The organism is Cupriavidus phytohabitans (assembly GCF_000426345.1).
In the GTDB taxonomy this organism is placed as follows: domain Bacteria; phylum Pseudomonadota; class Gammaproteobacteria; order Burkholderiales; family Burkholderiaceae; genus Cupriavidus.
In genome coordinates this window covers 135304-154759 of sequence record NZ_AUFE01000011.1, presented here as the reverse complement: position 1 = coordinate 154759, position 19456 = coordinate 135304, and the positions used below count along the sequence as shown (strand labels likewise).

Genomic DNA, 19456 nt, shown 5'->3' with positions numbered 1-19456 from the left:
ACATGTTTCACGTGAAACATGGCGCGGACGCTACCTGGCCGTGGCCGGCAAGCGACGTCTGCCGCAATGTTCCACGTGAAACAAAAAGGCCGGGCACAAGGCCCGGCCAATGTTTCACGTGGAACGAACTGCTCAAAGGCTGGCGCGGATATACGCGGCCACCTGCCCCGTCACCTTGCCAAGGTCGCGCTGCAAGGTATCGAACCCGGCATTCCGCTCCCGCGTCGCCTCGTCCATATAGAGCGGCCGGCGGATCTCGATCTGCAGGCTGCTGCGCCGCTCGGTTGGCCGCCCGATCTGGGCGATCAACTGGACGCCCTTGTACGGGTCGTTGCGCGCCACCGTGTAGCCCATGCCGCGCAATTCGCGTTCCACCAAGTCGACCAGTCCCGGCTCGCAGGTGGTACCGTCCCGGTCTCCCAGCACGAAGTCCGCCAGCGGGTGCTCGCTGTCGATCTTCAGGCGCTCGTAAGCGTTGTTCGGCATCGAGTGCAGGTTCAGATGCCAGACCGCTCCAAAGCGTCGGTATGCGCCCTCCACGGCCTCGGCGAGCGCCGCGTGGTACGGATGGTAGTAGCGGTCCAGCCGCCCCTGCACTTCCGCCACCGGCAGGCGCCGATCGTAGATCGGCGTGTTCGCGTCGACCCGGCTCCAGACCAGGCCGAAGCCCAGCCTGGTCTTCGGCCCCGGCGCCAGCGCCGTGGGCCATGGGCCGTCCAGCTGGTCCGGATCGATATCGTCGGCCATCCGGTTCGGGTCGATATAGACCCGTGGAAACGTCGCTGCCAACAGCGTGCCGCCGACGGCCGGCACCGCGGCCCACAGCGCATCGACGTGCGTGTCTTCGCCGCCGCGCAGCCGCGCAGTCGGGATCGCCGCGCCGAAATCCTCCGGGTACGCGGTGCCGCTATGCGGCGAGTCGCAGACCAGCGGCAGCGCCTCCCCTTCCGGCAGCCGCACGATGACCGGCGGCAGCGCGCCCTGGTTATTCGCTTCAGCCATGCTTCAGTCCAGCTTGATCTCGGCGGCCTTGGCCACGCGAGCATAGCGCGCCATCGCTTGCTGGATCTGCGCCTTGAACTGCTCCGGCGTGGTCGGCACCAGCGTGCCGCCGGACTCGTCCACCTTGCGCCTGAACTCGGGGCTCTGCATCGCCTTGTGGATGGCCTGGTTCAGCTTGGCGATGATCGCCGGCGGCGTCCCGGCCGGAGCAACGATGCCGAACCAGCCCCCTTCGCCCATGTCCTTGAAGCCCAGCTCGGCATACGTCGGCACGTTCGGCAGCTGTGCCGAGCGCGACGCGCCCAGCACTGCCAGCGCGCGCAGCTTGCCCGATTTCACGTGGGGCAGCGTCGACGACAGGTTGTCGGTGATGGCATTGACCTGCCCTGCCACGGCGTCATTCAGCGCCAGGCCCGCACCCTTGTACGGCACGTGCAGCAGGTCGATCTTGGCCAGCATCATGAAGTTCTCGATGTTGACGTGGCCGAGCGAGCCGGCACCCGGCGAGGCAAAGCTGTACTTGCCCGGGTTGGCCCTGGCCAGCGCGATGAACTCCTGCATGGTCTTGGCCGGCACGCTCGGGTGCACGGCAAACACGCTGGGAATGGCGACCACATTGGTCACCGGCGCGAAGTCCTTGATCGGGTCGTACTTCAGCCTCGGGTACACAGCCGGGTTGGAGCCGTGCGTGCTGACCGTGGCCATGCCGATGGTGTAGCCGTCCGGCGCCGAGCCGGCCACCTGCTCCATGCCAAGCGAACCGCCGGCGCCGCCCTTGTTCTCGACCACGATGGACTGGCCCAGCTCGCGGCCGGCGAATTCGGCCACCAGGCGCGCCGACAGGTCCGTCGAACCGCCTGCGGCAAAGGGCACGATCAAACGGATCGGGCGGGTCGGATAGTTGGCCTGCGCGAAGGCGCTGCCGGCGAACACCAGCGTGGCGGCTGCGGCGCCCGACAGCATCAGTTGGCGGCGCGTCATCGTGGCTCGGTTCATGAGGCTTTCTCCTGTTGTTTTATGCGAAGGAACCGAGCGAGTGTCGGGCGTTTACCGGTTGCCCACAAACGACTATATTGCACGTTTGCATTACCAAAGATCATCCTGTCCGCGCCCGGTCAAAGCACTGTGGCGCGCCGCAGGTTCTGCCCCTTCCCCTCTTCTACGCTGTACCTGCGCCATGCGGCTGCGTTCCCCGTCGATGTCCGAGTTGCATGCCTTTGCCGCCGCGGCAAAGCTGGGCAGCTTCACCCGTGCCGCGGACACGCTGTGCGTCACCCAGGGTGCGATCAGTCGGGCGATCGCCCGGCTGGAGGAACACTTCGGCCAGCCGCTCCTCCAGCGCAATGCACATCGGCTCGTGTTGACCGATGCCGGCCGGAAATTGCTCGATGCCGTGGCCGAACCGCTGGCCGCGATCGAGAACGCCAGCGCGGCCCTGCTCGCTGGCGACCGCCGCCACCGCCTGACGCTGTCGGTCGTGCCGACGCTGGCCAGCGTATGGCTGGTGCCGCGCCTGCCGGACTTTCATCGGCGCCATCCGGAAATCCATCTCGACTTCGTTCCCTACCAGCGAGATGAGGATCTCTCCGGCGCCACACCCGACGCCGCCATCCTGGCGGGCGAGGCGGACAAGTGGCCGGGCCTGCAGGCCGACTACGTGATCGGGCGTGAAATGGTGCCGGTCTGCCATCCGGACCGCGCCCGCGCTCGCCGCGAGGCCGGCCGCTGGCAGACGCCGGCGGAGTTGTTGCAGGAGCCCCTGCTCTATCACACCTCAGCGCCGGCCAACTGGCAGAACTGGCTGCGAGCGGCCGGCGTACCCACCGCTGCGCCGATGTTATCCACAGCGTTCGACCAGGTGTCGATCCTGATCCAGGCTGTTCGCGCCGACATGGGGGTCGCGGTGTTGCAGCGATGCCTCGTCAGAGACGAAATTGCTGCGGGACGTGTTTTTGCGCCGTTTGATTTGCCGATTTCGCTGCAACGGGGCTATTTCTTGTGCGCACCGCGTGAGCGCCGTGACCATCCGGCGTTAAACCGGTTTCGCGATTGGCTGTTGGAGACCGCGCAGCAAGAAGCTATCCAGGACACTCAAAAACATTCACCTGAGAACTGAATACAGGTCGACAGATGGTAGTAAATTCATTCAACGAATAAATTTAGCAGCGACATCTTTCAGGTGAATATCAATGCAAAATTTTTAAATTCTTTTATTCATCACTTGAATTCAAACGTACCCAATCCAGCGCTGCTCCACCGGGCACCCAAAAACAGGCCTCCAAAACCACTTATCCCCAAAGTTATTCACACGAGAAATGAAAAAGGGCTCGCCTAGGCGAGCCCTCATTCGTCTGGCTATCATCCTTATGGATTAAGCGGCCTTTTTCGCCAATCCAAGATACGTTTCAATCACTTTTGGGTTGGCCGCCAGATCGCCTGCCGGCCCCTCCATCGACATATCCCCGGTCTCGATCACATAGCCGTAGTCCGCCACCTGCAGCGCCGCCCGCGCGTTCTGCTCGATCAGCAGCGTGGCCACGCCGGTCTGGCGCAGGTTGCTGATGATGTGGAAGATCTCCCTGACGATCAGCGGCGCCAGCCCGAGGCTGGGCTCGTCCAGCATCAGCAGTTGCGGCTTGGCCATCAATGCCCGGCCCACCGCCAGCATCTGGCGCTCGCCGCCTGACAGCGTCCCGGCATCCTGGCGCGCACGCTCGCGCAGGCGCGGGAACAAGTCGTAGACCACATCCATCTGGTCCAGGTAGTTCTTCTCGCCGGCACGCTTGCGGCGGAACGCGCCGAGCAACAGGTTGTCCTCCACCGTCATCGATGCGAACAGCTCGCGCTTCTCCGGCACCAGGCACATGCCGCGCGCGACGCGGCCCTCCACCGGGATGCCCGCCATGTCGTGGCCAAGATAGCTGACCGCGCCGCTCGCCGAGCCATTGACCGGCAGCGCCCCCATGATCGCATTGAGCATCGTGGACTTGCCGGCGCCATTCGGGCCGATCACCGTCACGATCTTGCCGGCTTCCACCTTCAGGTTGGCGCCGTGCACCGCTTCCACCTTGCCGTAGCGGACGTGGAGGTCCTTCACTTCCAGAATCAGGCTCATGTCGCTTTCTCTGTCGCTCCGTTACTCCACGCCACCGAGGTAGGCTTCCAGCACCGCCGGGTTCTTCTGCACTTCCTCGGGCACGCCCTCGGCGATGCGCGTGCCGAACTCCATCACCACCAGCCGGTCGGTCAGGTTCATCACGAAGTCCATGTCGTGCTCGACCAGCAGCACGCTCATGCCTTCGCCCTTGAGCTTGCGCAGCAGGTCCGCCAGCGCCTGCTTCTCCTTGTAGCGCAGCCCAGCGGCCGGCTCGTCGAGCAGCAGCAGCGCGGGGTCGCAGCAGAGGGCGCGCGCGATCTCCAGGATGCGCTGCTGGCCCAGCGCCAGGCTGCCCGCTTCCATGTACATGCAGTCGGCCAGGCCTACGCGTTCGAGTTGCCGCTTCGCTTCGAACAGCAGCTTCTCTTCCTCGGCCTTGTTCATGCGCAGGATCGCCGCCGAGACACCGCCCTGCGCGCGGAAGTCGCCGCGCAGGTGCGCGCCGATGGCAACGTTCTCCAGCACCGTCATGGTTGGCAGCAGGTGCACATGCTGGAAGGTGCGGCCAATGCCGCGCTTGACGATCTCGCGCGACGGCAGCCCGGAGATTACCTCGCCCCGATAGCGCACCTCGCCACGCGTGACCGGCAGCACGCCCGTCACCAGGTTGAAGGTGGTGGACTTGCCGGCACCGTTGGGGCCGATCAGGCCGATGATTTCGCCGGCACGCACTTGGAAGCTGACATCGTTGACCGCGACCAGCCCCCCGAACTCCTTGCGCGCGGCGCGCACGTCGAGGATCAGCTCGCCCGCCTCGGGCTTGCGTCGCACGGCCAGCGCTTCGGCCTGCGCCGGCGCGAGCACCGCGGGGCCTGACGGGAACAGCCGGCGCAGGAACGGCCAGATGCCATCGCGCGCATACTGCAGCAACAGCACCAGCAGCACGCCGAAGACGATGATCTCGAAGTTGCCATTGGCGCCGAGCAGCTTCGGCAGCACGCCCTGCAGCACGTCCTTCAGGATGGTCAGGATGCCGGCACCCAATACCGCGCCCCATACGTGGCCAACGCCGCCGACCACTGCCATGAACAGGTACTCGATGCCGTAGTTCAGGCCGAACGGCGTCGGGTTCACCGCGCGCTGCAGGTGCGCGTAGAGGAAACCCGACACACACGCCAGGATTGCCGCCACGACGAAGATCACCACTTTCATCCACGCGGTATTGACGCCCATCGCCTCGGCCATCACGCCGCCGCCCTTGAGCGCGCGGATGGCGCGGCCCGGGCGCGAATTCAGCAGGTTCTGCATCGCCAGCACGGCCAGCAGCACCACCGCCCAGATCAGGTAGAACATCGAGCGGCCCGACTGCAGTTCGATGCCGAAGAACGACAGCACCGGGATGCCGTTGATGCCGTCGTACTTGCCCAGGAACTCCAGGTTGCCGAACAGGAAGAACAGCGACAGGCCCCACGCGATGGTCGCCAGCGGCAGGTAATGGCCGGACATGCGCATGGTGATCAGCCCGATCACATAGGCCGAGGCCACCGTGATCACCAGTCCCACCAGCAGCCCGAACCACGGCGACAGCCCGAACTGCGTGGTCAGGTATGCGGTGCTGTACGCGCCCAGCCCCACGAACGCGGCCTGTCCGAACGATGTCATGCCGCCCACGCCGGTCAGCAGCACCAGCCCGATCGCGACGATGCTGTACAGGCCGATGTAGTTGCCCAGCGTGATCCAGAATTCAGGTGTCGGCAGCACTGGCAGCAACGCCAGCACGACGATGAAGGCGAGCACCAGCAGCCGGTTGCGGTTCAGCCGCGCGCGGCTGCCGGCCTCGGCGCCGGTCACGGCCGCCGCTTGCTTGTCGGTCAGCATGGTCATGGCTTATTCCTCCTCCTCGACATGCTTGCTCGTCAGCGAGCGCCACAGCAGCACCGGAATGATCAGTGTGAAGACGATGACCTCCTTGAACGCACTGGCCCAGAAGGACGAATAGGATTCGAGCAGGCCCACCAGCAGCGCACCCAATGCTGCGACCGGATAGCTCACCAGCCCGCCGACGATGGCGCCGACAAAGCCCTTCAGGCCCACCAGGAAGCCCGACTCGTAGTACACCGTGGTCAGCGGCGCGATCAGGACGCCGCACAGCGCGCCCAGTGCCGCAGCCAGCGTGAACGACAGCCGCCCCGCCTGCGTGGTGCCGATCCCGACCAGGCGCGCGCCCAGCCGGTTCACCGCGGTCGCGCGCAGCGCCTTGCCCTGCAGCGTGCGCTCGAAGTAGAAGTACAGCGCGCCGATCAGCAGCGCCGACACGCCCACCACCCAAAGGCTTTGGCCCGAGACGCTGAGCGCGCCCACTTCGAAGCGCGCATCCGAGAACGCCGTGGTGCGCGAGCCCTCGGCGCCGAACATCACCAGCCCCAGTCCCACCAGCGCAAAGTGCACCCCGACCGATACGATCAGCAGCACCAGCGTGCTGGCCTCGGCCAGCGGCTGGTAAGCGAGGCGGTACAGCATCGGCCCGAGCGGGATGATGACCAGCAGCGTCAGCGCGATCTGTGCCAGCATCGGCAGCGGCTGCGCGCCGTATTGCTGGACCACCCAATGCACCGCCAGCGGGAACACCAGGTACTTGCCGGCCAGCACCGCCAGCCGCTGGCCCAGCGTGCGCCGCAGCTCGGCGCTGCGCAGCACGGTCACGGTTTCATAGACGAACGTCAGCGCGCCCATGGCCAGCAGCAGCCAGGTGGTCTGCGGCGCATGCCCGGCCTGCATCGCGGCCAGCGTCAGCGCGCCGTAGGCAACGAACTCCCCTTGCGGGATGAAGATGACGCGCGTCACCGAGAACACCAGCACCAGGGCCAGTGCCAGCAGCGCGTAGATCGCGCCCGAGGTGATGCCGTCCTGCGCCAGGATGGCGGCGATAGATAGGTCCATTGTCTCCCCGTATCGTTGAAATACCTGCCTGCTTCGAAGGGGGCCGACAGGGTGCTGCGCGCGGTGGGATTTACGAAATGGTAAACGGGTTGCCCATTGCGGAAATACTCGGCAACCCTAGGTATGGCGGTGAGGCAGAAAAAAAGCGCATGGCATCACCCATGCGCCCTGCTTCACCCCAGCTTCACTGTCACTCGGGAAAGTGAGTGCGGCGGCTTATTTCAGCAGCTTCCACTTGCCGTCGACGATCTGCACCATCACGCGTGCGCGCTGGTCAAAGCCGAGGTGGTCGGTGGTGCTCATGTTCATGATGCCGTGCGACACCGGCAGGTTCCTGGTCTGCTCCATGGCGTCGCGCAGCGCCTTGCGGAATTCCTTGGTGCCGGGCTGCCCCTTCTTGAGCGCCTCGGGGATGGCGTGCTGCAGGATCAGGCCCGCATCCCAGGCATGGCCGCCGAAGGTCGAAACCTGGCCGCCGAAGGCCTTCTCGTAGGCGGTCTTGTAGGCCATGGCCGGCTTCTTCACCGGGTTGCTGTCGGGCAGTTGTTCCGCCACCAGCAGCGGGCCGGCCGGCAGGAACGTGCCTTCGCAATCCTTGCCGCACACACGCAGGAAGTCGGCGTTGGCAACGCCGTGAGTCTGGTAGACCTTGCCCTTGTACCCACGCTCCTTCAGCGTCTTGGCGGGCAGCGCCGCGGGCGTACCCGAGCCTGCGATCAGCACGGCGTCGGCGTTGGCGCTCATCATCTTCAGCACCTGGCCGGTCACCGAGGTGTCGGTGCGGGCAAAGCGCTCGTTGGCGACCACCTTGATCTTGCGCATCTCCGCCACCTTGGCGAATTCCTGCGCCCAGCTGTCGCCATAGGCGTCCGCGAAGCCGATGAAGGCCACCGTCTTCACGTTGTTGTTGCCCATGTGCTCGGCAATCGCGGTGGCCATGTGCGAGTCATTCTGCGGCGTCTTGAAGATCCAGGCGCGCTTGGCATCCATCGGCTCGATGATGCGGGCCGAGGCAGCCATGGTGATCATCGGCGTATCGTTCTCGGCGACCACGTCGACCATGGCCAGCGAATTCGGCGTCACGGTGGACCCGACCACCACGTCGACCTTGTCTTCGCTGATCAGCTTGCGGGTGTTCTTGACCGCGGTGGTGGTGTCGGAAGCGTCGTCCAGGACGATGTACTCGATCTTCTTGCCCGCGACTTCCTTCGGCATCAGCGTGAAGGTGTTCTTCTCCGGAATACCCAGCGAAGCCGCCGGCCCGGTTGCCGACACCGTGACCCCGACCTTGACCTGTGCCTGGGCGGCGCCGGCAGCCAGGCAGGCCGCCGCGATTGCCAGCAGGCTGGCGCGCTTGAAATCCATCTTGTCTCCTTCGGTTCCTGAAACGAAAAGGCATCCGTCCGGCGTCCACCGGCGGATGCCCGGGTTCACTGAACCGGATGAATCGCGCCCGAGGGCGCTGCGCAGCAAGGTCGTAGGCTAGGCGCAAAGCGCAGCAATAGCAAAGCTATTGCGAGCATTTGCAACGACGCATACGGCCTTGAGGCGCAGCCCCGCGGGTGCGTATCTCATCCGGTTCAGTGGACCTGTGCCGACCCCTCGGGTCTGCGCAGGCACATCGCCGGCACCTGCGCTACTGCCAGGAACGATGACACACCGTTCCCCATTTCCCGTCCACGCCGAGAACCGCTCGCCGCTGGCGAACCGGCCCATTTCCCCCGGACCTGGCGCTTCTGTCATTCGCCGACCGTGCGGTCGGGAATGCGAATCGAGTCTATCACAGCGACTTGACGCGAAAAGCAGGATTAACCCGCATCAAGACTGTGCTCAGTTGCTCAGCGCGCAAAGGCATCCCATGCCGTCTTCAGGATCAGCGCGCTTACCACCACGATAAACACCTTGCGCACGAACGCGCTGCCATGGCGCAGCGCCAGCCGGCTGCCGACCTGGCTGCCGGCGACATTGGCCACTGCCATCACCAGCCCCAGCTGCCACCAGATATGGCCCTTGCTGGCGAGCAGCAGCAACGCCGCCAGGTTGGTGGCAAGGTTGACCAGCTTGGTCGACGCCGCGGCATGCAGGAAATCGTAGCCGAACACGCGCACGAATACGATCATCAGGAAGCTGCCGGTGCCGGGACCAAACACGCCGTCGTAGAAGCCGAGCACCGCGCCGGCAAGCAACGCCGCGAACCGTTCCCGGCCGCCTTTCAGCGTCGGCGCATGCTCCGCACCCAGGTTCTTCTTGGCCAGCGTATACACCAGCAGCGTCACCAGGATGAACGGCAACGCCTTGCGCATCGGCTCGGCCGGGATCATGGTCAGCGCCCACGCGCCGGCCATCGAGAAGACAAAGGCCGCCACCACCGCTGGCGCGGTCGCGCCCCAGTAGATGCGCACGCTGCGGCCGTAGCGCAGCGCGGCGTTGGCGGTGCCGGCGATCGAGCCTACCTTGTTGGTCCCCAGCAGCGTTGCCGGCGCCATGCCGGGATAGGCGGAGAACAGTGCCGGGATCTGGACCAGGCCGCCGCCGCCGGCGACCGCGTCGATCGTGCCGGCGAGAAAGGCGGCAACCGCCAGGAATGCGAACTCCATCATTGCAGGAACGGGGAAAGGAAAGCGGAGGAAAAAGACGGGTGAGCCAGCGCCGGCTCAGCCGAGCACCTTGGCCGCCGGCACAAGATTGCGCAGCCACATGCCGCCGGCATGCGGGGCAAAGCCGGGCGGCGCGCCGCCTTGCGAGCCGGCCAGCGCCGGGGCGAGCAGCGCATGGCGGATGCCATGGGCGCGCCCCCACTCGGCCAGCGTCTCGCAGCTGGCGTCCAGGCAGGCGCGTGCCATGCCTGCATCAAGGCCGGGGCGTACCCACCATTCCGTGGCCAGGGCGGCGAGACCGGCCAGTTCCAGGCTTGGCACCAGTGCCACCGGCAGGCAGGCCAGCACATCGTCCGGCGCGGCGCCATGGGCCAGCAGGCAGATCCCGCGTCCTGACTGCGCCAGCAGCTCGTCCAGCATCAGCCGCCGCGCCCTGGCCGCTGGCACAGGCAACGGCTGCACGCCTGCCAGCCACGCCTCCAGCATGGCGCCATCGGCACTTTGGCCCGCGCGTACCCACAACTGCGGCATGGGCCGCCGCGGTGCGGCGTCAGGACAAGCCGGGCCGTCCGGAAGCGGCGGGTCTTGGGAATCAGGGGGATAAGCAGGCATGGCGGGCAACGGAAAGCGCCTGCATTGTCGCATGTGGCGGGGACCGGGGTGATGCCGATCCGGCATGGATGCCCCGAAATGAGGCGAGTACGGCATAGACGAGGCATTGAGACTCGCTGCCGAGAGGCGAAGCACCAATGAAAAAAGCGTTGCCGAGGATCACCCGGCAACGCCCTTTATTTTATAACGCTGCTACCCGACACCGGGTGCGCGCCTGTCGTCTCCTCGCTTCCGCCTCCATTTAACCTGCGAAAACCGTATATGGAATGTAACGAAGCGGTGCACCGAGGACAAGCTAGAAAAAACCCTAGCCCCAGAATCGGGCATGTCGCCCCACGATCACTCGTGTTTGCGGCTGAACAGGGCCTGCAGTTCGCCCATGATGCCACGGCGGAAGGTCAGCACGCAGATCACGAAGATCACGCCGGTCACCATCGTTACCGACTCGCCCAGCGTGTTGAACCATTGCAGGCCGGTGGCCGAGGCCAGGAAGCTGCCGATGTCGCCCAGCTTGTTCTCCAGCGCCACGATGACGAAGGCGCCGACGATCGGGCCCGACAAGGTGCCCAGGCCGCCCACCAGCGTCATCAGGATCACCGAGCCGGACATCGACCAGTGCACGTCGGTCAGCGTCTCGAAGCCCAGCACCAGCGCCTTGATCGACCCGGCCAGCCCCGACAGCGCCGCCGACAGCACGAAGGCGGTCAGCTTGAAGCGGTCGACATCGTAGCCCAGCGAGATCGCCCGCGGCTCGTTCTCCTTGATTGCCTTCAGGATCTGGCCGAACGGCGAATGCACCGTGCGCACGATCAGCGCAAAGGCCGCGACGATGATCACCAGCGCCACGTAGTACAGCGTCAGGTCGTCGGACAGCGGCAGCACGCCGAACAGCTTGCCGCGCGGGATACCCTGCAGCCCGTCCTCGCCGCCGGTGAACGGCGCCTGCAGGCAGATAAAAAACAGCATCTGCGCCAGCGCCAGCGTGATCATCGAGAAGTAGATGCCCTGGCGGCGGATCGCCAGCGAGCCGACCACATAGCCGATCAGCGCGCCGGTGGCCGTGCCCAGCAGCAGCCCGATCTCTGGCGTCACACCCCAGGCCTTCATGGCATGGCCGGCCGCGTAGCCGGCACCGCCGAAGAAGGCGGCATGGCCGAACGACAGCAGCCCGGTATAGCCGATCAGCAGGTTGAACGCGCACGCAAACAGCGCGAAGCACAGCACCTTGAGCACGAATACCGGATAGGCACCCGCCAGCGGCGCGGCGATCAGCGCCAGCAGCAGCAATCCATATAACAGTTTCTTCTGCACGCCCTGTCCCTTTCCTGCCTGGCCCGCGTTGGCAGCCACCGGCTGCGTCGATGATGTGGTTGGTGCGCTCATCACTTCTCCTTCCCGAACAGCCCGGCCGGGCGCAGCAGCAGCACGATCACCATGATGAAGAACACCACGGTCGACGATGCTTCAGGATAGAACACCTTGGTCAGGCCCTCGACCACGCCCAGCCCCAGGCCGGTGAGGATCGAACCCATGATCGAACCCATGCCGCCGATCACCACCACCGCGAACACGATGATGATCAGGTTCTGGCCCATCAGCGGCGAGATCTGGATCACCGGCGCGGCCAGCACCCCGGCAAACGCAGCCAGTGCTACGCCGAAGCCGTAGGTCAGCGTCACCATCAGCGGCACGTTGACGCCGAAGGCCTCGACCATCTTGGGATTTTCGGTGCCGGCGCGCAGGTAGGCGCCCAGCTTGGTCTTCTCGATCACGTACCAGGTGGCAAAGCACACCACCAGCGACGCCACCACGACCCAGGCGCGATAGTTCGGCAAGATCATGAAGCCGAGGTCGGTCGCCCCCTGCAGCGCGTCGGGCGTCTGGTACGGCAGGCCCGAAACGCCGTAGACCGAGCGGAAGATGCCCTCGATCACCAGCGTGATGCCCAGCGTCAGCAGCAAGCCGTAGATGTGGTCGAGCTTGTAGATCCAGCGCAGCATGGTCTTCTCGATCACCACCCCGATGGCGGCGACGACCAGCGGCGACAGCAGCAGCATGATCCAATAGTTGAGCCCGGCGTACTCCATGCCCATCCAGGCCAGCACCGCACCCAGCATGAAGAGCGCGCCGTGCGCGAAATTGATGACGTTGAGCAGGCCGAAGATGACCGCCAGGCCCAGGCTCAGCATCGCATAGAAGGCGCCATTCACCAGCCCCAGCAACAGCTGGGAAAGCATGGCAGGCAGGGGAATTCCGAAGATGTCCATGGGCATCCGTTGCTGGTTGTGTCTCCCCTCTCCCGCGTGGGGGAGAAGGGTTGGGAGAGAGGGCCACCGCACAAGAGGCTGCCGACTTCAAAACCGGCGCATGCGGGCCTCAGGACCGCTGCCGGAAGTTTGGTTGTGCCACGCGCCTGCTAGCGCCGGCCCTCTCCCCCTGCCCCTCTCCCGCAAGCGGGAGAGGGGAGCAAACCGTCGCAGTGTCGACGGATCTTACTTCTTCAACATCGCGCACTTCGACTCGGCCACCGTCGTAAATGCCTGGTCGCCCGGGATGGTTGCCACCACCTTCAGGTAATCCCACGGCTTCTTCGACTCGGCCGCGGTCTTCACCTGCATCAGGTACATGTCGTGGATGCCACGGCCGTCCTGGCGGATATAGCCCTTGGTATAGAAGTCGTTGATCTTCATCTTCTTCAGCTCGGCCATGACCTTGTCCGGATCGTCGGTCTTGGCTGCTTCCACCGCCTTCAGGTAGGTACTGGCCGCCGAATAATCCGCCGCCTGCAGGCTGCTCGGCATCTTCTTCATCTTGCCGAAGAAGCGGTTGGCGAACTTGCGGGTGTCGTCGTTCATGTCCCAGTACCAGCTGTCGGTCATCAGCAGGCCTTCGGTGTTCTTCAGACCCAGGCTGTGGATGTCGTTGATGAACATCAGCAGGCCGGCGATCTTCATCGTCTTGGTGATGCCGAATTCCTTGGCCGCCTTGATCGCGTTGATGGTGTCGCCGCCGGCGTTGGCCAGGCCCAGGATCTGCGCCTTGGACGACTGCGCCTGCAGCAGGAACGACGAGAAGTCCGACGCAGACAGCGGATGGCGCACCTGCCCCGCCACCGTGCCGCCACTGGCCTTCACCACTGCGGCGGTGTCGCTTTCCAGCGAGTGGCCAAAGGCGTAGTCGGCGGTCAGGAAGAACCACGACTTGCCGCCCTGCTTGACCACCGCGCTGCCGGTGCCCTTGGCCAGCGCCACCGTGTCATAGGCGTAGTGCACCGTGTACGGCGAGCACTCTTCGTTGGTCAGGCGCGCGGTGCCGGCGCCGATGTTGATATAGACGCGCTTCTTCTCCGACGCGACCTTGTTCATCGCCAGCGCGGTGCCCGAGTTGGTGCCGCCCAGCAGCATGTCCAGGCCCTGCTGGTCCATCCATTCGCGCGCCTTGGAGGCGGCGATGTCGGCCTTGTTCTGGTGGTCGGCGGAAACGATCTCGATGGGCTTGCCCAGCACTTTGCCGCCGCGGTCCTCGATCGCCATCTTGATGGCTTCCAGGCCGCCGGGGCCGTCGATGTCGGCATACAGGCCCGACATGTCGGTGATATAGCCGATCTTCACGGTGTCGCCGGATACCTGCGCGGCAGCGCCGAACGAAACCGCACCCATGGCAATAGCCGCCATCGCGGCCGCGAGCCGAGTCTTTTTCATCTCTATGTCTCCTGATTTGCGGCGGCGATGCGCCACCCGTTCCTGCCAAACATCAACGATCCGGGTATCGGTCAGATCCCGGAATCAGACCCCGAGCAATTCATGCAGCACCGGCATCTTTGCCTGCAGTTCGCTGGCATCGAAGCGTTCGACGATGCTGCCGTGCTCCATCACGTAGAAGCGGTCGGCCAGCGGCGCGGCGAAGCGGAAGTTCTGCTCCACCATCACCACCGTGTACCCCTTCTGCTTGAGCATCCGGATCATGCGCGCCAGCGCCTGCACGATCACCGGCGCCAGCCCTTCCGAGATCTCGTCGAGCAGCAGCAGGTTGGCGCCGGTGCGCAGGATGCGCGCCACCGCCAACATCTGCTGCTCGCCGCCCGACAGACGCGTGCCCTGGCTCTGGCGGCGCTCCTTCAGGTTGGGGAACATGTCATAGATCTCGGCCTCGCTCATGCCCGAGTCCGTACCCTTGAGCTGCGGCGGCAGCAGCAGGTTCTCCTCGCATGACAGGCTGGAGAAGATCGCGCGCTCTTCGGGGCAATAGCCGATGCCGTAGTGCGCGATCTTGTGCGTCGGCAGGCCGATGGTCTCGTGGCCGTTGACCTTGATCGAGCCCTTGCGCGCGCCGGTCAGGCCCATGATGGCGCGCAGCGTAGTGGTGCGGCCGGCGCCGTTGCGGCCCAGCAGCGTCACCACTTCGCCGCGGTTCACGGTGAGGTCGACGCCGTGCAGGATGTGCGATTCGCCGTACCAGGCCTGCAGGCCCTTGATTTCGAGTGCGGGAGTGTTGTTCGTGCTCATCGTATCGTCCCCGCTTCAGTGCGCGCCCTGCAGCTCGGCATCGGCCGTGCCCATGTAGGCCTCCATCACGCGCGGGTCCTTCGACACCTCGGCGTAAGGCCCCTCGGCCAGGATCGCGCCCCGCTGCAGCACGGTGATCTTGTCGGCGATCGACGAGACCACGCTCATGTTGTGCTCGACCATCAGGATGGTGCGGCCGGCGGAGACCTTCTTGATCAGCTGCGTGACGCGGTCGACGTCCTCATGGCCCATGCCCTGGGTGGGCTCGTCGAGCAGCATCAGCTCGGGCTCCATCGCCAGCGTGGTGGCAATCTCCAGCGCGCGCTTGCGACCGTACGGCAGGTTCACCGTCAGCGTCTGCGCGAACTCGGTCAGCCCCACCTGCTCGAGCAGCTCCATGGCGCGGTCGTTGAGCACATCGAGCGAGCGCTCGCTGCGCCAGAACTGGTAAGCGGTGCCGAGCTGGCGCTGCAGCCCGATGCGCACGTTCTCCATCACCGTCAGGTGCGGGAACACCGCCGAGATCTGGAACGAGCGAATCACGCCGCGGCGCGCGATCTGCGCGGGCTTTTCGCGGGTGATGTCGATGCCGTTGAATACGATGGTGCCGGTGGTCGGCTCCAGGAACTTGGTGAGCAGGTTGAAGCAAGTGGTCTTGCCTGCGCCGTTGGGGCCGATCAATGCATGGATCGAGCCGCGACGCACCCGGAGGTTGACGTCGCTCACCGCGGTGAACCCCTTGAACTCCTTGGTGAGGTTCCGCGTTTCCAGGATGGTTTCCTGCTGGTTCATGTCTCCTGCCCGCCCTTCGTTGTACGCCGGGTGATGCCCGGCACTGACTGATGGTCCGAACCGGCCTGTAGGCCCTGTGCCGCGTCCGTCAGGCACGTCCGTGGTCGCGGCGTGCTGCGGTGTCTTTGTTATGGCTGTGCGGGGCGGCTCCCGCCGGAGAACGAGACCAGCACAATGTGCTGCCCCCCACCCTCCGAGGCGTCTATTGTGTGCGCCTGTTGCATCGCAAAACATCGGGGTTTGCACTATGAAACATGAACCAAGTGTCAGTTTTTTTGCAGGCGCACATGGTCAGCAAACGCCACCTGGCGCCCGCGCGCTTTCGCGCCCCGATTTCCCATGCTGCGCACCCTGCGCCTGCCACCTTCAGGCGCTTTCCGCCGCGGCGAGTGGCGCCGGCGCCATCGCTCCCGCCGCCCCCGCGCCGCGCCGGCGGTCTTCGCGGATCATGTCGCTGGCACGTTCGGCAATCATGATGGTGGGGGAATTGGTATTGCCCGAGGTGATCAGCGGCATCACCGAGGCATCGACCACGCGCAGTCCCTCTATGCCGAACACCCGCAGCCGGTTGTCGACCACCGCCATGCCGTCGTCGCTGCGACCCATCTTGCAGGTGCCGACGGGATGGAAGATGGTGGTGCCGATGCTGCCGGCGGCTTCGGCCAGTTCTTCGTCGGTCTGGAATGCGGCACCCGGCAGGTATTCCTCGGGCTGGTACGGCGCCAGCGCCGGCGATGCCACGATGCGGCGCGTCAGGCGCAGCGAATCGGCGGCGACACGCCGGTCTTCGTCGGTCGACAGGTAGTTGGGCGCGATTACCGGCGCATCGTGGTAATCGGCGCTGCGCGCATGCACGCTGCCGCGCGACGTCGGCCGCAGGTTGCAGGCACTGGCGGTGAAGGCATTGAACGCGTGCAGCGGATCGCCGAACTTGTCCAGCGACAGCGGCTGCACGTGGTACTCCACGTTCGGCCGTGCCTGCGACGGATCCGAGCGCGCGAATGCCCCCAGCTGCGACGGCGCCATGCTCATCGGCCCGCTCTGGTTGAAGGCGTACTCGACACCGATGCACAGCTTGCCCCACAGGCTGGAGGCGCGCGTGTTGAGCGTACGCACGCCGTTGACCTTGACCACGGTGCGCAGCTGCAGGTGGTCCTGCAGGTTTTCGCCCACGCCGGCCAAGGCGTGGCGTACGTCGATGCCCAGTGCGCGCAGCCGTTCCGGCTGGCCGATGCCGGACAGCTCCAGCAACTGCGGCGTATTGACCGCGCCGGCAGAGAGGATGACTTCATGCCGCGCAGCCGCGGCATGCGGCTGCCCGCCGCCGATGTATTGCACGCCAGTGCAGCGGCGCCCGTCGAAGGTGAGCGCGCTGACTTGCACGCCGGTGACGATGGTCAGGTTCGGGCGCTCCGACGCGCGGCGCAGGAAGGCCTTGGCGGTGTTCCAGCGGATGCCGCGGCGCTGGTTGACTTCGAAATAGCCGACGCCAAAGTTATCGCCCCGGTTGAAGTCGTCGGTACGCGGGATGCCGGCTTGTTCTGCTGCATCGGCAAAGCGCTCGAGGATGTCCCAGCGCAGCCGCTGCGCTTCGACGCGCCACTCGCCGTGGGCGCCATGGAATTCGCTTGGGCCGCGGTGGTGGTCTTCGCAGCGTTTGAACAGCGGAAGCACGTTGTCCCATTTCCAGCCGTCGTCGCCGGACAGGCGGGCCCATTCGTCGTAGTCTTCACGCTGGCCGCGCATGTAGATCATGCCGTTGATTGACGAGCATCCGCCCAGCACGCGGCCGCGGGGGTAGCCCAGCGAGCGGCCGTTCAGGCCGGCTTCGGCTTCGGTGCGGTAGAGCCAGTCCGTGCGGGGGTTGCCGATGCAATACAGGTAGCCTACCGGGATGTGGATCCAGTGGTAGTCGTCTTTGCCGCCTGCTTCCAGTAGAAGGACGTTGATGTCAGGGTCCTGGGTCAGGCGGTTGGCCAGGACACAGCCGGCTGAGCCGGCGCCCACGATGATGTAGTCGAATGTCTCCATGGCGGGTTTGGTTTGCATTTTGGTCTTTTGTGCTGACGGCCAGGCATCTGGCGGATATTTGATGCGCCCGATTCCGCCCTGAAGGGCGGAACCGGGCATAGAAACAACCACCAGATTCCCAGCCGCAGCCCTACACAAAAAACATCACTTAGCCACCGGCATCGTAAATTCCGCCCCCTTGGCAATGGAATCCGGCCACCGCTGCATCACACTCTTATAACGCGTATAGAACCGCACCCCCTCCTCCCCATACGCATGGTGGTCCCCAAACAACGACCGCTTCCATCCACCAAACGAATGCCATGCCATCGGCACAGGGATAGGAACATTAATCCCAACCATACCTATCTGGATCTGCCGCGCAAAGGCCCGCGCAATCCCACCGTCGCTGGTATAGCAGGACACCCCATTGCCGAACTCATGCGCATTGATCAGCGCCACCGCCTCGGCAAAGTCATGCACCCGCACCACCGACAGCACCGGCCCGAAGATCTCTTCCTTGTAGATGGTCATGTCGGGCGTGACGTGATCGAACAGCGTGCCGCCGACATAGAACCCGTTCTCATGCCCCTCGACCTTGTGCCCCCGGCCATCGGCCACCAGCGTCGCCCCCTCTTCCACACCCCTGGCGATATACCCCTCGACCTTGGCCTTGTGCGCCCCCGTCACCAGCGGACCCATTTCGGCGTCCGACTCCATGCCGTTGCGGATCTTCAGCGCACGCGCCCGCTCCGCCAGCCGCGGCACCAGCTTGTCGGCAACGTCACCCACGGCCACGGCCACAGAGATCGCCATGCAGCGCTCGCCCGCCGAGCCATAGGCCGCACCAATCAGCGCATCGACTGCCTGGTCCAGATCCGCATCCGGCATCACCACCAGGTGGTTCTTGGCCCCGCCCAACGCCTGCACCCGCTTGCCATGCCTGGTCCCTTCCGTATAGATGTACTCGGCAATCGGCGTCGACCCGACAAACGACAACGCCTGCACATCCGGATGCGCCAGCAGCGCATCGACCGCTTCCTTGTCGCCCTGCACGACATTGAACACGCCATCGGGCAAGCCGGCCTGGCGCAGCAGATCCGCAATCAGCAAGCTCGGCGACGGATCCCGCTCCGACGGCTTCAGCACGAACGTATTGCCGCAGGCCAGCGCCACCGGGAACATCCACATCGGCACCATCACCGGGAAGTTGAACGGCGTGATCCCCGCCACCACGCCCAGCGGCTGGCGCAGGTTCCAGTTGTCGATGCCGCCGCCGACGTTGTCGGTGAAATCCGTCTTGAGCAGGTTGGGAATGCCGCAGGCAAACTCCACCACCTCGATGCCGCGCGTGACTTCGCCCTTGGCATCGGAGAACACCTTGCCGTGCTCGCGCGTGATCAGCGCGGCCAGGTCGTCATGGTGCTGGTCGAGCAGTTCCTTGAACTTGAACAGGATGCGCGCCCGGCGCAGCGGCGGGGTCTCGGACCATGCGGGAAACGCGGCCTTGGCGGCGGCCACGGCGTCGGCAACGTCCTGCGCGGTGGCAAGCGCCACGCGCGCGGCAACTTCGCCGATCGCCGGGTTGAAGATATCGGCCAGGCGCTGCGACGCACCACGCGTGTGCCGGCCTCCGATGAAATGTCCAACGGTAGTTTGCACAGCGCTGGCTTCTGCAAGGATGTCTTCCACTTCCACTCCTGCTTGAAACGGGATATCGAGGATCGGCCGCTTCATTGCGCGCGGTAATAACATCGCCGCAACGTCGTCTGCCGCACCTGGCGCGGCGGGCCGTGTTGAGCGCAAGCTTGGTGCAGTTGCACCGCCTCGTCCAATGATTTATCGTCAAACGCAATATAAGCTGTGCTAAATATTGCGCCGCACCACTCGCGCAATCGAAC

The 19456-nt window shown here is 65.1% G+C and carries 16 protein-coding genes; 1 reads left to right on the top strand and 15 read right to left on the bottom strand.

All coding sequences use genetic code 11. The features are described 5' to 3' along the window. Window positions 1-132 precede the first annotated feature (132 nt). Together K309_RS0111315 and K309_RS0111310 are read right to left on the bottom strand one after the other, a co-directional pair. Complete coding sequence (locus tag K309_RS0111315) at window positions 133-1002, bottom strand: N-formylglutamate amidohydrolase (RefSeq protein ID WP_029046516.1); 870 nt, start codon at window positions 1000-1002, stop codon at window positions 133-135. 3 nt (window positions 1003-1005) lie between these two features. After that, a complete protein-coding gene (locus K309_RS0111310; RefSeq protein WP_029046515.1) occupies window positions 1006-1998 on the bottom strand; it encodes a Bug family tripartite tricarboxylate transporter substrate binding protein in 993 nt (330 codons plus the stop codon). Window positions 1999-2179: 181 nt separating this feature from the next. Between K309_RS0111310 and K309_RS0111305 the strand changes: the two genes are divergently transcribed. Beyond that, window positions 2180-3118 carry a LysR substrate-binding domain-containing protein gene (locus tag K309_RS0111305; RefSeq protein ID WP_029046514.1) on the top strand — a complete coding sequence of 313 codons (939 nt, stop codon included), beginning with the start codon at window positions 2180-2182 and terminating at the stop codon, window positions 3116-3118. Between the two features lie 255 nt (window positions 3119-3373). Here K309_RS0111305 and K309_RS0111300 read toward each other — a convergent pair whose 3' ends face one another. From K309_RS0111300 to K309_RS0111240, 13 genes are all read right to left on the bottom strand, one after another. Continuing rightward, window positions 3374-4117 (bottom strand): ABC transporter ATP-binding protein, encoded by a 744-nt coding sequence (locus K309_RS0111300; protein WP_029046513.1) that lies wholly within the window; start codon window positions 4115-4117, stop codon window positions 3374-3376. 21 nt (window positions 4118-4138) lie between these two features. Beyond that, the gene (locus K309_RS0111295) at window positions 4139-5983 is read right to left on the bottom strand and encodes a branched-chain amino acid ABC transporter ATP-binding protein/permease (protein WP_051320419.1); all 1845 of its coding nucleotides are present in this window, start codon (window positions 5981-5983) and stop codon (window positions 4139-4141) included. Window positions 5984-5986: 3 nt separating this feature from the next. Next, window positions 5987-7039, bottom strand: coding sequence for a branched-chain amino acid ABC transporter permease (locus K309_RS0111290; RefSeq protein WP_029046511.1), 1053 nt, complete (start codon window positions 7037-7039; stop codon window positions 5987-5989). A gap of 216 nt (window positions 7040-7255) precedes the next feature. Then, entirely contained in the window at window positions 7256-8404 is a 1149-nt protein-coding gene (locus tag K309_RS0111285) for an ABC transporter substrate-binding protein (protein ID WP_029046510.1), read from the bottom strand. A 473-nt stretch (window positions 8405-8877) separates the two neighbouring features. Then, window positions 8878-9636, bottom strand: a complete 759-nt coding sequence (locus K309_RS0111280) for a sulfite exporter TauE/SafE family protein (RefSeq protein ID WP_029046509.1) — start codon at window positions 9634-9636, stop codon at window positions 8878-8880. A 57-nt stretch (window positions 9637-9693) separates the two neighbouring features. Continuing rightward, window positions 9694-10167 carry a hypothetical protein gene (locus K309_RS36395; RefSeq protein WP_051320418.1) on the bottom strand — a complete coding sequence of 158 codons (474 nt, stop codon included), beginning with the start codon at window positions 10165-10167 and terminating at the stop codon, window positions 9694-9696. A 420-nt stretch (window positions 10168-10587) separates the two neighbouring features. Continuing rightward, window positions 10588-11631: a branched-chain amino acid ABC transporter permease gene (locus K309_RS0111270; protein ID WP_029046507.1), complete on the bottom strand. Its 1044-nt coding sequence runs from the start codon at window positions 11629-11631 to the stop codon at window positions 10588-10590. After that, a complete protein-coding gene (locus K309_RS0111265; protein ID WP_029046506.1) occupies window positions 11631-12515 on the bottom strand; it encodes a branched-chain amino acid ABC transporter permease in 885 nt (294 codons plus the stop codon). Before K309_RS0111265 ends, K309_RS0111270 begins: the two co-directional genes overlap by 1 nt. 225 nt (window positions 12516-12740) lie before the next feature. Further along, entirely contained in the window at window positions 12741-13949 is a 1209-nt protein-coding gene (locus K309_RS0111260; RefSeq protein WP_029046505.1) for an ABC transporter substrate-binding protein, read from the bottom strand. Between the two features lie 84 nt (window positions 13950-14033). After that, entirely contained in the window at window positions 14034-14753 is a 720-nt protein-coding gene (locus tag K309_RS0111255) for an ABC transporter ATP-binding protein (protein WP_029046504.1), read from the bottom strand. A 15-nt stretch (window positions 14754-14768) separates the two neighbouring features. Then, entirely contained in the window at window positions 14769-15545 is a 777-nt protein-coding gene (locus K309_RS0111250; protein WP_029046503.1) for an ABC transporter ATP-binding protein, read from the bottom strand. A 366-nt stretch (window positions 15546-15911) separates the two neighbouring features. After that, window positions 15912-17576, bottom strand: coding sequence for a GMC family oxidoreductase (locus K309_RS0111245; protein ID WP_029046502.1), 1665 nt, complete (start codon window positions 17574-17576; stop codon window positions 15912-15914). A 144-nt stretch (window positions 17577-17720) separates the two neighbouring features. Next, a complete protein-coding gene (locus tag K309_RS0111240; protein WP_369796412.1) occupies window positions 17721-19292 on the bottom strand; it encodes a CoA-acylating methylmalonate-semialdehyde dehydrogenase in 1572 nt (523 codons plus the stop codon). Window positions 19293-19456: the final 164 nt, after the last annotated feature.